A 13,769-nucleotide genomic window follows, 5' to 3' on the forward strand; every position below is an offset into this window, starting at 1 on the left:
GGTTTTGATTTTCCCTCCTAGTTCTTTATGCCTAATTGGGATTTTTTTGATAATAAATTGATTTTTATTTGGATTGGATCTAACCTCTTACTTGATCTGGCGTTGAGTTAGGGGTTATTTTCTCTTTTTTCTACCTTCTCACTTGATTTGGCGCTGTGTTGGGGGTTATTTTCTCTTTTTTCTACCTTCTCACTTGATTTGGCGCTGTGTTGGGGGTTATTTTCTCTTTTTTCTACCTTCTCACTTGTTTAGGCACTGAGTTAGGGGTTATTTTCTCTCTTTTTCTACCTTCTTACTTGTTTAGGCACTGAGTTGGGCGTTATTTTCTCTTTTTTTCTACCTTCTCACTTGATTTGACACTGAGTTGGGCGTTATTTTCTCTTTTTTTCTACCTTCTCACTTGATTAGGCACTAGGTTGAGGATTATTTTCTCTTTTTTTCTACCTTCTTACTTGATTAGGTACTGAGTTGGGGTTAATTATCTCTTCTTTCCACCTTCTCACTTGTTTAGGCACTGAGTTGGGCGTTATTTTCTCTTTTTTCTACCTTCTCACTTGATTTGGCGCTGAGATGGGTTCAATTTTCTCTTTTTTTCTACCTTCTCACTTGATTTGGCGCTGAGTTGGGGTTAATTATCTCTTCTTTCCACCTTCTCACTTGTTTAGGCACTGAGTTGGGCGTTATTATCTCTTTTTTCTACCTTCTCACTTGATTTGGGGCTGTGTTGTGGGTTATTTTCTCTTTTTTTCTACCTTCTCACTTGTTTAGGTACTGAGTTAGGGGTTATTTTCTCTTTTTTCTACCTTCTCACTTGATTTGGCGCTGTGTTGGGGGTTATTTTCTCTTTTTTTCTACCTTCTCACTTGTTTAGGCACTGAGTTAGGGGTTATTTTCTCTCTTTTTCTACCTTCTTACTTGTTTAGGCACTGAGTTGGGCGTTATTTTCTCTTTTTCTACCTTCTCACTTGATTTGGCGCTGTGTTGGGCGTTATTTTCTCTTTTTTTCTACCTTCTCACTTGATTTGACACTGAGTTGGGCGTTATTTTCTCTTTTTTTCTACCTTCTCATTTGTTTAGGCACTGAGTTAGGGGTTATTTTCTCTTTTTTTCTACCTTCTCACTTGATTAAGCACTAGGTTGAGGATTATTATCTCTTTTTTTCTACCTTCTCACTTGTTTAGGCGTTGAGTTGGGGTTAAATATTAAACACTAAAATCATAAAAAAACCAGGACCTCGCAATGAGATCCCGATTTTTGTTTGATTAGAATGTCAGTTTACCGCCAATGACTGGTTTGCCAGGTATCGCTGGGTTAGTTGGTGAAGGTGTTGGTACTTCTACTTTGCCTTTACCTGGGTTTTCTGGTTTAACAATTTGACCTGGCTTGTCAGGGACTGGTTTCCCTTTGTCTGGTGTGTCTTTTTTATCAGGCGCTGTTTCTCCTTCTTTAAGTTTGTGAAGCTCAATCGTTTTAGCTGTTTTGTTTCCGGCTAAATCAACTGCTTCGAAGACGAATTGGTTCGGGCCGTCTTTTAATTCTAATTCGATATCTTCAATGACTTGTTCAAAGCCTCTCATTTCAAATGGCTCTTCGAATTCTTGATAGTAGATTTCATCCCCATCTAAATATAAGCGAATTTCATCAAAGTTATCGGCAACCTTCACATCGACGATTGGGTTGTCTTGATTATGCTCTACATACTTGCTTGCAGGCAAACCTGAGACTTCCACATCTGGTGCTGTTGTATCGATCATGATTGTTCGTTTGAATTTAGCTGTATTGTTTGCATTATCCACTGCTACCACTTCAAATGTTGGAACTCCGTCTTCAAAATGAAGTGTAGTGTCAAAGGCATATTCTTCTTTTTCTTTATTGTAGGTTAGTTCAATCTCTTGACCTGCAATCGTGAATTGCTTAAGGCCAGACTCTTCTTTAATTGTTCCTTTTACTTTGACTTCATTCGTATTGTAAACCTCCAAGGCCGCTGGCTCAGTTAAGTAAACAGTAGGAATCGTTTTATCCTTGTTCACTTCTTTAACCTCGATTTCCTTTTCTGTTGTATTACCTGCAAAGTCATAAGCTACTACTTTCACAAATGAACCGATCTCTAACTCTTCTTCAAAAGTAAATGTCTTTGTGTCGCCACTTAATGGCTTAGTTAGTACAGTCTTGTCATCTACTAAAATATCTAAATAGGAGATACCAGAACCGCCTTCATTATCTTTAGCAGCGATGTCTAAAACTGTATTATCTTCCACAAGCTCAGCTTCTACAGCTGGTGCAACTGTATCTACCTTCACTGGGATTTTAACTGACTGCCATTCTGCTCCTGGGAAGTCGATGATTGTTTTGACTTCAAAATAATATTGACCATCCGCAGCTACAGCATTTTTAATCTTTCCATCCCACTTTGCACTTGGATTGATTTTGAACTGGCTGCTATTTCCACGATCATAATAATTTTTTGAGATATTATTTTCCGTACGCAATGTTCTTAGTTTTTTACCATCCTTATCTGTGATGGAGTATTCAACCTTTTTCGCATTACGCAAGAAGCTAAGTGCAGGTATTAATGTATCCTGAACCTTATCTCCATTTGGTGAAATTGCTACTTTATCCGCATTAAAGCTTTCATTTACTGGATCAAATCCTAGATAGTAATAGCCTTCTTCATTTTCATGCACTGCTCCAGCCATACCATAGAAAGAATGCTCATCATATTTCAAGCCATCTAAAATTGGCGCTTTGTCCCAGCTGCCTTTGAATCCTACATAAGGGACAGAAAGCTCAGGTTGTACATCTGCTGTATCTGTTAACGTCACGAAGCCTTCTACAAAGTATCCATTCGGGAATACTTCATCAATATCGACTGGTGTAGTCCAGTTTCCTGTAACGCTAGGGTCTACCACTTGTGCATTGCTTACATCCACTTGAACCGTAAATGTAACTGTACCGTTTGCAGGGACTGTAATATCAGTAGAATCCTGACCTTCTACCTTCACATCTGCATTTAAGATTTCTTGTCCTTCTAGTTCATCTACTGCCCATCCAAATTCGCCGTATGCAGCGAAATCTGTTTGAACATTAGCTGCTGCATCATAGGTAACATCTTCATCACTGAAGTTTTCCGCTTTAAGCGTGAACTCAAATTGATCGCCAACTTCTTTTAAAGCAACCTTCGCTTCATTTGTTTCAGCTTCCGTCACTACTACTGGAGTAGAAAGAGCTGCATGAAGCTGCATGATGCCAGAACCTTGTCTGCGAGGGGAATATGAATTTTCCCAACCTAATGAACTATTGACTGTTCCTTGGTCTGCAACAGGTTTTGATGTATTCATCATAATATTTTTAGCTGTATTTACACGGTCAAAGCCAACCTCATTAAAGTCCGCGTCCACTCTTTGCAATACGAGCGCCGCTCCACCAGATACGTGAGGAGCAGCCATTGACGTACCACTCATCATACCGTATTGGCCATTTTCTAATGTAGAGTAAATTTGTCCGCCTGGTGCTGTGATCTCTGGTTTAAAATCGAGGTTAGGTGTTACTCCCCATGAAGTGAAATCACTCATTTTCCCGCCTTCAGGGTTTGGCGCTGTTGTTTTTTCACCTTCAAATGTGAAAGAGACGTCTTCTCCTGCTTTAATAGCTGCAACAATTTTGTCACCGTCATTTTTCAACATAAATAATTGTGGAATCGTGATGCTTGGGTCAGATGCCATATTTACATAACCGTCTGCGTTATTGTAAATAATAACACCAACAGCTCCTGCTGCTTGCGCATTCACTGCTTTTTCTATAAAAGTAAGTCCGCCGCGTTTGACCATAGCGTATTTACCAGAAACACCGGCTAGCTCTTCAGGGTAACCTAAGCCCCCATCCGCTACATCAAATGTTTTTGTTGCTACGTCATTCGGATGCAAGCTTCCTGCTGATAGGAATGGTGATTCTCCTGTTTCTCCGCCAAATTCATAACGAACAGCGTCAAGGTCCATGAAATGATTTTCAAGGGATGCCACTTGCAATGAATCATAGGATACGCCTGGTGAACCAACTACACCAAAGTCTGGATTATCAGCTTGCGGGTTCGCATGTCCATTTCCTAAGTGCGCTGAGTTACCAGCTGAAATCGACATAAGGATTCCATTTTCAACTGCTCTTTCGATTGCTTTATTTTCGGATGATTCTGGTGATACAAATCCTGCAGTGGAACCTAAGCTCATATTAAGAACGTCTGCTCCAAGGATAATTGCGTCATCAATGGCTTTGACATAAATGTCCCCATATGTTGATGCAAAATTAGGATCATTGCCGAATACTTTCAATGCCAAAATTTGTGCTTCAGGGGCTACACCCTTAATTCCGCCGTCATCTTCGTTACCATTGGCACCAACTGTTCCTGAAACGTGCATACCATGCATGTTTGCCCCAGCTGCAACATCACCAATGATGTCATTTTCATCCATGTAGTTGTAGCCATATGGAATTTTCTCTGTATAATATTTACCTGGCAAGTCACTATCCTTCTTAAAACCATTGATCTTACTTTCTGTCAAATCCACTTCTGTTTCATCAGAAAGTACCATGTCACGGTGTGTTGGGTCTGCACCTGTGTCAATAACACCAACAACCATGCCTTCACCTTTATAGCCATAGTCTCTCCAAGCTTCTTGGGCTTGTACAAGTTCTTTACTATAGACCATTTCCGGTTTTTCTTCCGGACGTTCATATTCATTTACAACTTGTACGGAAGATACATTTTTCACTTCTTTTACTTTTTCAATATCTCCATACATGAGCTCTGCACTGAAACCATTTACTACTGTAGTAAAGCTTTCATGCTCTATTAATTTTACTTTATTTTTCTTCACTTGATTTTTAACTGTTTGCTGTTCAGCTAATTTTTCATTAGTCAGCTGTTTCTTTTTTGCAACCGGTAATTCTTTATAGACTTTATTTTGCTTTTGGGCATACAGAATGGCTGGGTCACTCTTCATCTCGACGATAACACGAACAATATCTGAATCTTTATACTGCTTGTCCAGCTCACTTTTTTCTAGCTTCTGTACGTTTTTTTGATTTTCTTTTCCTTTCGTATTCTCTACCTTATCAGGTACTGCTGCTGATACAGAACTTGAGAATACTAACAGAAAAGCAAATAATATGACAAGAATCTTTCTTTTCCTCACCATCTAACTCCCCTTCTTTAACGATTCTGAATTTTAACATTTCTATTTAAAGGTAACACAACGGTTTTTTTAGTTTTAGAGTACTAAAGAACCAATTACCAAAATTTTGCATAGGTCTATATGTTTATTTTTAATATTCAGATTACTTTAGGCAAATAAGCGTAAATAAATGTAACTTTTAAGGATATTAATTCAATCAAGGTGGTGAGGCTAATCGTTATCCTGCTCACTATGCTGATTCGACGCGGGAAAGAGTGATGTTATAAAAAAATCCGGCGCTCGCTGCACCGGAAAGAATAATGAGGAAAAAGTAAGGGGATGTGATTGTTTTTTTCTAATAAGGGTACAAAGAAAGATTATACGAGGATTGAACTAGGGGCATTAATAGTTCTTTCAGGCAATTTCCTCTGATTCACGGATACACATTTCCAATTGATTCACTCTAAGTCGCAGTTCATCCATATGCTGATTCGATTTACCAAGCATTTTGATTAGATTCTCCAGCATGCATTCGATTGCCTTCTCTTCGGCTGTTTTCTCCTTCAACTTGTCTCATCTCCTCTCTTGATAGCGCAGGGACTAATGCCTCCGTTCTTTTCTTTTCAAGGAAACGAACTTGCTCTGCCACAACCTCCGTGACATAGATTCGCTTTTTGTCACTGCTATCATATGATCTGGTCTGGATGCGTCCGGTAATACCAATAAGAGAGCCCTTTTGACAGTATTGTATTAAATTTTCTGCAGTCTTTCTCCAGAGGGTACACTGAACAAAGTCAGCCTCTATTTCACCGTCCTGATTTTTGAATTGCCTGTTGACTGCAAGTGTCACATTGGTCACTGCTTTGCCATCTTGTGTCCTCTTCAATTCAGGATCTCGAGTCAGTCTGCCCACAAGTGTGACTTGGTTTATCACATTTTCATCTCCTTTCTTTGTTCCATCTTACTGACTGAATGGAGAGATGTAAAAAGTTGATAATTCAATTTTAGAGCTTTGGTTTTAATGGAATTTTAATAAAAGGTTTGGCAAAATTGGATTTTCAAGTCGATTCTATCGTTAAAAATTCAATTTTACATTGTCCGACAGATAAAATTCGACAAAGTGAGAGTGATGACGGAAATTCGCTTTCCTATGTGCGTGTGATATAATTTTTGTAATCGATTATACAGAGGAAAGGGGGGAATAGCATGAAGACGTTTAAACTGGTTTCTATGCACGTGTGGGATGAGGAAGAGCTTGTTGATGTGAACCTTGAAGACGGTCTGATTATTAATAAAGAGGACGAGAAAAGCAAATGGCTGTTAGAGGCTGTATTAGACAAGAAATTTCTTGAGTTTTTTTCGAAGTTGGAAAAGATGGATCAGGAATTTCCTCTTCAAGTAGTCATCACGAAAAAGGACAATGATCCTGCTCACTTTATGACGAGAATCTCTTCCATTAATGAGTTTGATCAGCATATAAACATTCTTCTTGAAGGATCTCTAAGAAGTAAGCGGAATGAGTATGCCGAAAACTTACTCGATGATTTGGTTTCTCAAGGTCTATCTGGAGAGAATTTGTTAACTGAATTTAAAAATAAAATGAAGAGCAAGCAGCGGTTAAGCTCTTCAAAAAAATAAGCGTATTAATACTTGCTATTGGCCAAGTTGGGTTAATAGCTTTTTGTTTGAAACCCTATGGGTAGACAATTTAGAAAACACAGAACAAGGACAGGGTTAACCCTGTCCTTGTATTAAAGTTTATTACCTGTTTTCATTTTCTTCGTCATTCATAAGACCATCGTCTTTATTTTGTTGGTCATCTTCAATCATGCCGTCGTCATCCGTGTTGATATCATCCTTATCGTTATCAAACACGTCATTGCCGCCGTCGTTTAGATTATTGTCCTCTTGATTTTGATTGTTGTCCTGCAAATCGTTAGGCTCTTCAATCATATCGTCATCTTCTGGCGGTGGCTCCTCATTACCACCACAACCTACAAGTACCATTGCAGATAACGCAGATGCACCAAGTAACTTTAAAAGATTTGATTTCATGTTAGAAAAACTCCTTTCAAGTATGATTTTTCTCCATTTCGACCGTTTTCCATTTCGGTCTCCTGTTATCTTCCCCTAATCACAATACAACTTGCACAAAACTATATGAAATTTTTTCCCAATCATTATGCTGCAGCATTTACATATAACATTCACTTTGTACAACATTTTAAACATCCTATAGATCATGTAAACGTTTTGTAATTCGATTGTTATTTTTTTAAAATTATTGTTTTAATTCCTATTTGTTGTCAGGTGATACCGTGGGGTAATTGATGCTTTTTTAGTGCTTGTCGGTGCCTGTCACCTACAAGATTCGACAAAATCACTACTTGCCTCTCAGTTATCAAAACTAAAAAACCGTTAAAACCCTGTATACGGGGTTTTAACGGTTTTTAATAATGTCGAAATTTGTAGAAATATGAGGGTGACAGGCACCCATTATTGTAAAGCGAAAGTGATTTCAGCTTCACACACGAGTTCTCCATCAATGGTGGCGATGCCTTTGCCTTTGCCGATTGGGCCTTTGATGCGTGTCATTTCTACTTCTAGGCGCAATTGATCACCAGGCTTTACTTGTTTTTTGAAGCGGCATTTGTCGATGCCTGCTAAGAAGCCGATTTTTCCTTTATTTTCTTCTTTTTTAAGTATAGCGACTGCACCCACTTGAGCTAATGCTTCTACGATAAGGACGCCTGGCATTACTGGATAATCAGGGAAATGTCCATTAAAGAATTCTTCGTTAGCACTTACATTTTTAATTCCGATTGCTTTTTGCCCTTCTTGCACTTCCAAAATCTTATCAACTAATAAAAATGGGTAACGATGTGGAAGGATCTCTTTTATTTGCGTGATATCTAACATTTTAGTACCTCCTACTAATAATAGGTATTATTTATTTATATTGTACTAGAAAAAAGCCCTCGCGCAAAGTATTTCTAACTATGAACAAATAATCATATGAATGTCGAAAGATGTCGGTGACAGTCACCGACATCTTTCGACATTAAAAAAGGCAGAATCCAATTGGTATTCTGCCTTTTTTTTATTCTTTATTGACTAGGTCGATGATGTGCGTCCAGGTTTCTTTGCTGAAAATATCTTTTACGCTGCCTTCACCTAGGACGCTGTAGCCGAATGCTGCTCCGCCTACTAAACAGAGCGCAATTAAAACGATGATGATGATGATGCGAAGCCAGATTGGAATGAGGCGTATACGAATGCGCTCCTTATGCGAATTAGCCTCTGTTTCCCTGCTTCTTTCTTTTACTTTGTTTTGCTTTTGTATCATTGTTGGTGCTTCTTCTTGTTTGTTATTCTTGTTATGTGACATATTATTCTTTTCCCCTTTAACGGATCCCATTAATTAAACCCATCATTTGATCAGCCATGGAAATGGATCTTGATTGGAATTGGTAGGAGCGCTGAAGATTAATAATATCAGTCATTTCTTTGGACATATCAACATTGGACTGCTCAAGCATTCCCTGTGATACAGCGATTTGGGTTCGTAATGGACCATTCAAATCTGTATATATTTCATCAGCAGTTACATTTAGCTCCGCTAGATTATTTGGCATCCCTAATAAATTTCCGCCCATTTGTTCTAAAAATTGCGGTTTCTTCACAAGTGAAATGCCTAAATCAATTTCTTGTGTTGCACCATTATTCAATTGCACGGCAAGGCTGCCATCATCCATTAATTTATAATTGCTGGCATCCGCACTGACCGTGATCGGATTATTATTAGCATCGAGCACTGGATGGCCTGCGCTTGTTACAAGCATATTTTCATTTTGCCCTGTCGGCGTTAAATAAAATGCTCCATCTCTTGTAAATCTCACCGCAGATCCGTTGTCCGATTGTTCAAGCACGCGAAAGTATTGTTTCTCAGAGGTTAATGCAAAATCCAGCGGGCGATCAGTTGATTTTAAACTTCCTTGGGTCATCACAATTTGTGATTGCGCCAGCTGAGCTCCCACTCCTTGTCTTATACCAAGAGGCGTTAATCTTCCTGCTTCAGCACCCGCGGAGGGCTGATTATTGAACTGCTGCACAAGCAGTTCAGAGAAGCTCGATTGCTTTCGCTTAAACCCGGTCGTACCTAAATTAGCAAGGTTATCACTGGCAATGTCCATTTGCTTTTGCAGCTGTGACAATGTATTTGTTGCGGTAATCATTGTTCTATTCATTTAATCTCCCCCTTTTTCGGGACCCTCATTAACCAATTCTGCCAATTTCATTTGCGGCTTTTTCCATGCTCTTATCATAAGCTTGAAGTACCTTTTGATTCGCTTCAAATGCTCTGTATGCCGACATCATTTCTGTCATCGTGCGGCCAGTATCGACATTGGATTGCTCCACAAAGCCCTGCTGCATTTTAAATTGGATGTTGCCTGCATTATAGGCACTCGGCAGCGCATTTCCATTTTCTGTTCTAAACAGGCCGTTCCCCTCTTTAATTAGGCTTAAAGGGTCATTCGCATAGGCCACACCAAGTCTTGCCGTCTCTCCTGCTGCACCGTTTAGGATACCATCTTCTCCCACAGTAAAATCATCACTTGAAAGCTGAATCCTCTGGCCTTGATCATTTAATACATATAGACCTGCCGCCGTCGTTAAAAAACCACTGCCATCAAGAGTGAAGTTACCATTCCTTGTATAACTTACATCACCATTAGGTCCTGTCACGGTAAAAAATACAGAACCGTCATCAGGCATGTTGACATCAATTAATGATAGGTCTGTGTTTACACCCGTTTCCCTTATATCTCCTTGAAGAAAGGAAGGTATCGCTTCCTGCATATAGACACCCGTACTAAGGCTGCCCACTGTTCGGTTGCTCGGGAGGCTTAAACCTTTTTCAGTTGGTATTGATTTTGAATCGAAACGCTGCAACAGCATTTCCGGAAAACTTCTCATCGCAGACTGGTCCGCTTTAAATCCTGGTGTATTGGCATTGGCCATATTATTTGATAACATTTCCGTCCGTCTCTGCTGGGCCAGCATACCAGATGCGACCGTATAAAAACCTCTGAACAACTCGTCCACCCCTCAATCGCAAACGTTTATTTTCATTATAAAACACGAGTAGAAAAATAACGGTTTTATTCCATAGGTTATATATCGGTAGAAACTTAAATACTTTTATGAAAAAAGGCCGGCCTAACAGAGTATCTCTATAGGTCAGCCGTATGTAGTTAGCTTAATTTGCGCCTAGGCAGCTTATCGATATTATCCAGCATAATTCCTGTACCGATCGCTACGCAATCCATTGGGTTTTCAGCAATTAAAACAGGTACTTTCAGCTCTTCAGCCAATAGCATATCAATGCCGTGCAGCAAAGCTCCACCGCCTGTTAAAATAACTCCGCGATCAATAATATCTGCAGATAGCTCAGGTGGTGTTCTCTCAAGTACACTTTTCGCAGCCTGCACGATTACATCTACTGGCTCTCTTAATGCAGCTTCAATTTCTTCAGAGTGCACAGTAATCGTTCTAGGTAAACCAGAAACCATATCACGCCCACGAATAGCCAAGCTTTCACTTCTTAATCCTGGGAAAACTGTCGCAATGGATGTTTTAATATCTTCAGCTGTTCTCTCACCAATTAGAAGCTTGTATTCTTTTTTTATATACTGAAGGATCTCATTATCAAACTTGTCTCCAGCCATTTTGATGGATGAAGATGTAACGATATCGCCCATTGATAGGACAGCTACATCCGTTGTTCCTCCACCAATGTCTACTACCATATTACCGCTTGGTTGAAAAATATCCATACCGGCGCCAATCGCTGCAACCTTAGGTTCTTCTTCCAAATAAACTTTTTTGCCGCCGCTTTTTTCAGCTGCTTCTTTAATTGCTTTTTGCTCAACACTTGTTACATTTGTTGGGCAACAAATTAAAATGCGCGGCTTTGATAAAAAGCCCTTAACATTTAATTTATTTATAAAATGCTTAAGCATCGCTTCAGTCACATCAAAATCTGCAATCACTCCGTCTTTTAACGGACGAATCGCAACGATGTTTCCAGGCGTACGTCCGACCATACGGCGTGCTTCTTCTCCAACAGCCAATACTTTATTTGTATTTTTATCAATTGCCACCACAGATGGCTCATTTAGTACAATTCCACGTCCCTTAACGTGTATCAGTACATTCGCAGTCCCTAAATCAATCCCAATATCCCTTGCAAACATTTTCGTTCAGTTCCCCCTCGCACTTAATCGATTACATCTTTTGCCAGCATATGAATAGTTTACGACATCACTTAAAAAAAGGCATAAGTAATCCAAATCGTTTGGCTAGACATTCCAGAGATTTCTCTCATGTTTTACGAGCAAACGACGGCTTTATCCTTCCGTTTCAGCAATGCTATTTCTTACATGCAAAATCTTCTCTCTTTACAGAATAAAAGATGTCATTATGTACATTTGCTTCCACGATATTATAGCAAATCAAGTTCATTATCCTAATTGTATATTTTAGCACAACTACCGAGATTAAGTAACTATTTGTCAAAATAATTGTGACATTTTGGGGATTATTGTCTTATGTATATAATCCTTGTCGAATTCCTTTATAAAAAAGCCTTTTGGAACATAGCAAAACGAACAATTATGTTTACCCTTACAGAAACATAATTGTCCGCTCCTTCTACAGAGAAAACCCAGTTCAGCTGCTTGCACCTAGCCCTTCGATGTTTTAAGTCTCGGATGAACAGAAGGAAAGCGCCCTTCATTCATCCTTGCCTTAGGTCTTGTCGGGCTTTGCGAGGCACCGCCACCTGTAATTATTTTATAGGTTCTCCTTCAAGCTCTTCTTTTTTATATTTCATTTTCGTTGCTTCTCCCCCGCGTAAATGCCGGATTGATTTATGATAATCTAATATTTCCTTTACTTCATTTGCCAGGTCAGGATTAATTTCAGGTAGTCTTTCTGTTAAATCTTTATGGACTGTACTTTTGGATACGCCAAACTCCTTCGCGATTACGCGAACTGTTTTTCTCGTCTCCACGATATACTTTCCAATCTTGATAGTCCTCTCTTTGATGTAATCGTGCACACTACTCGCCCTCCCTAAATTGGATGTGAAGAAGTGTGAAATGAAACTCGCTTTTAACTTTGTCCGATAGTAGATTCCGCACAAAAAAATGAAAAACGTACGGTAGAAAGCAGAACTTTCCTAACTGTCATATATAAACATGTCCGAAGGATGATTCACTATTAGTTCATAAAACGACCCCACCTCATACATTCTCTTTGTAAGGTTTGTAACAGTTTATTAGCTTGGTTGAGAATATATGCACAAAAAACAGAATAGGGACAAGGTATCTTGTTTATTTTTTTGAAGATTCAGGTTACATCGCTGTTTTTTGCTTGAAATTTTAAAACTAATCCGTAATACTCATGAAAATAGTTTCATTTATTTGAAAAATCACTACTAAAATCTATAGGTCTTATTCCTTCTTTTTCGACAGGATTCGAGTTGGAGTTTGCAATCAAAACGTAGTTTAATTTGTTTTTTACGCATTTATCCCCATGAAATCCCCTATTTTTTTCATCCTTCAAGGTTTTTTAGGCCTATCCTTTTTTAAAACAAGGATTAAAGACACCCTCATCAACCCTCATATCCCTGAGTTTTAATGCCTATTGTTGTTTTTTTGTGAGGTGAATTAAACTGAATCAAGAATCAATATAGATAATGTTGGTTATATATCTATAATTATCCAATGAAAGCAAGGGGACATAATGGAGAGAATTTTGAAGCCACGGAAAGAAAGAATTATGGAAACACGACAAAGAAGATTAAAGGCAAAGCGAAGAAAAATTGCTGGATTAACTGTCGTTATTGCAGTTGTCGCATCTTTTGCCATTGGTTTAGGAGGAAAAAACATAGAAGCTGCATATATGGTACAGGCAGAAGATACTTTATATCGCATTGCCCTTAAACACGATATATCAGTGAATGAGTTAAAAAAGTTGAACCAATTGAAGGACAATCATATATATGCTGGTCAAATCCTTGGGATTCCTTCATCAGAGCTCTATGAAAAATGGCTCAAACACGCTGCTGTTTATACAGTCGCACCTGGTGATACATTATGGAGTATCTCTCAGCGCTTTGAAATACCTATCGAGGATTTAAAGAAGGTAAACAACCTTGTAAACGACTTTGTGTTTATTAATCAAAAGCTGATCATCTCAGACGACGTTTCATTAACAAAAGCCAAGATCATCGGTGCTGCTGACAACTTCACATTAGAATTTAAAGCAGACAGAGATTTTTTCACACTGCATGTTCCCTATGGGGCAGCAGCTCAATTTCAAAATTTATCGGGCAAAGAGTTTATCATCACTCACAAAAACGGCACCCTTCTCCGATTAAATTAGACACTTAACCAGCTTAATATAAAGCTGTAAAATCAGCTTCTACTTCATAAAAAAGAAATACTCTGCAGAAAGAAAAATGCTAAGTGGCATTTGCTTTTCTGCAGAGTATTTCCCGAGAAATGTCGAAAAATGGGGGTGACAGGCACCCCC

General features: G+C 38.8%; 12 protein-coding genes. 2 read left to right on the forward strand and 10 right to left on the reverse strand.

The window, feature by feature from the left end:
• Positions 1–1,262: 1,262 nt before the first annotated feature.
• Entirely contained in the window at positions 1,263–5,189 is a 3,927-nt protein-coding gene (locus J2S17_RS05270; RefSeq protein ID WP_442342038.1) for a S8 family serine peptidase, read from the reverse strand.
• A gap of 475 nt (positions 5,190–5,664) precedes the next feature.
• Positions 5,665–6,102 carry a single-stranded DNA-binding protein gene (gene ssb / locus J2S17_RS05275; RefSeq protein WP_307472621.1) on the reverse strand — a complete coding sequence of 146 codons (438 nt, stop codon included), beginning with the start codon at positions 6,100–6,102 and terminating at the stop codon, positions 5,665–5,667.
• A 272-nt stretch (positions 6,103–6,374) separates the two neighbouring features.
• Between ssb and J2S17_RS05280 the strand changes: the two genes are divergently transcribed.
• Positions 6,375–6,806, forward strand: a complete 432-nt coding sequence (locus tag J2S17_RS05280) for a YwpF-like family protein (RefSeq protein ID WP_307472623.1) — start codon at positions 6,375–6,377, stop codon at positions 6,804–6,806.
• A 123-nt stretch (positions 6,807–6,929) separates the two neighbouring features.
• Here the strand turns inward: J2S17_RS05280 and J2S17_RS05285 are convergent, their stop codons facing one another.
• The 8 genes from J2S17_RS05285 to J2S17_RS05320 form a co-directional block, all read right to left on the reverse strand.
• The gene (locus J2S17_RS05285) at positions 6,930–7,223 is read right to left on the reverse strand and encodes a hypothetical protein (RefSeq protein WP_307472625.1); all 294 of its coding nucleotides are present in this window, start codon (positions 7,221–7,223) and stop codon (positions 6,930–6,932) included.
• A gap of 441 nt (positions 7,224–7,664) precedes the next feature.
• Positions 7,665–8,087, reverse strand: a complete 423-nt coding sequence (gene fabZ / locus J2S17_RS05290; RefSeq protein ID WP_307472627.1) for a 3-hydroxyacyl-ACP dehydratase FabZ — start codon at positions 8,085–8,087, stop codon at positions 7,665–7,667.
• A 181-nt stretch (positions 8,088–8,268) separates the two neighbouring features.
• Entirely contained in the window at positions 8,269–8,556 is a 288-nt protein-coding gene (locus J2S17_RS05295) for a DNA-directed RNA polymerase subunit beta (RefSeq protein ID WP_307472629.1), read from the reverse strand.
• A 16-nt stretch (positions 8,557–8,572) separates the two neighbouring features.
• Complete coding sequence (locus tag J2S17_RS05300; RefSeq protein WP_307472630.1) at positions 8,573–9,415, reverse strand: flagellar hook-basal body protein; 843 nt, start codon at positions 9,413–9,415, stop codon at positions 8,573–8,575.
• Positions 9,416–9,443: 28 nt separating this feature from the next.
• Entirely contained in the window at positions 9,444–10,265 is an 822-nt protein-coding gene (locus tag J2S17_RS05305; RefSeq protein ID WP_307472632.1) for a flagellar hook-basal body protein, read from the reverse strand.
• Positions 10,266–10,423: 158 nt separating this feature from the next.
• Positions 10,424–11,425: a rod shape-determining protein gene (locus J2S17_RS05310; RefSeq protein WP_307472634.1), complete on the reverse strand. Its 1,002-nt coding sequence runs from the start codon at positions 11,423–11,425 to the stop codon at positions 10,424–10,426.
• 593 nt (positions 11,426–12,018) lie between these two features.
• On the reverse strand, positions 12,019–12,291 hold the full coding sequence (spoIIID, locus tag J2S17_RS05315; RefSeq protein WP_307472636.1) for a sporulation transcriptional regulator SpoIIID: 273 nt from the start codon (positions 12,289–12,291) through the stop codon (positions 12,019–12,021).
• A 356-nt stretch (positions 12,292–12,647) separates the two neighbouring features.
• Positions 12,648–12,797, reverse strand: coding sequence for a hypothetical protein (locus J2S17_RS05320; protein ID WP_307472638.1), 150 nt, complete (start codon positions 12,795–12,797; stop codon positions 12,648–12,650).
• Positions 12,798–12,989: 192 nt separating this feature from the next.
• On the opposite strand from J2S17_RS05320, the gene J2S17_RS05325 reads away from it, so the two are divergent.
• The gene (locus J2S17_RS05325) at positions 12,990–13,619 is read left to right on the forward strand and encodes a LysM peptidoglycan-binding domain-containing protein (RefSeq protein WP_307472640.1); all 630 of its coding nucleotides are present in this window, start codon (positions 12,990–12,992) and stop codon (positions 13,617–13,619) included.
• Positions 13,620–13,769 lie beyond the last annotated feature (150 nt).

The organism is Cytobacillus purgationiresistens, assembly GCF_030813235.1.
In the GTDB taxonomy this organism is placed as follows: Bacteria; Bacillota; Bacilli; order Bacillales; family Cytobacillaceae; genus Cytobacillus; species Cytobacillus purgationiresistens.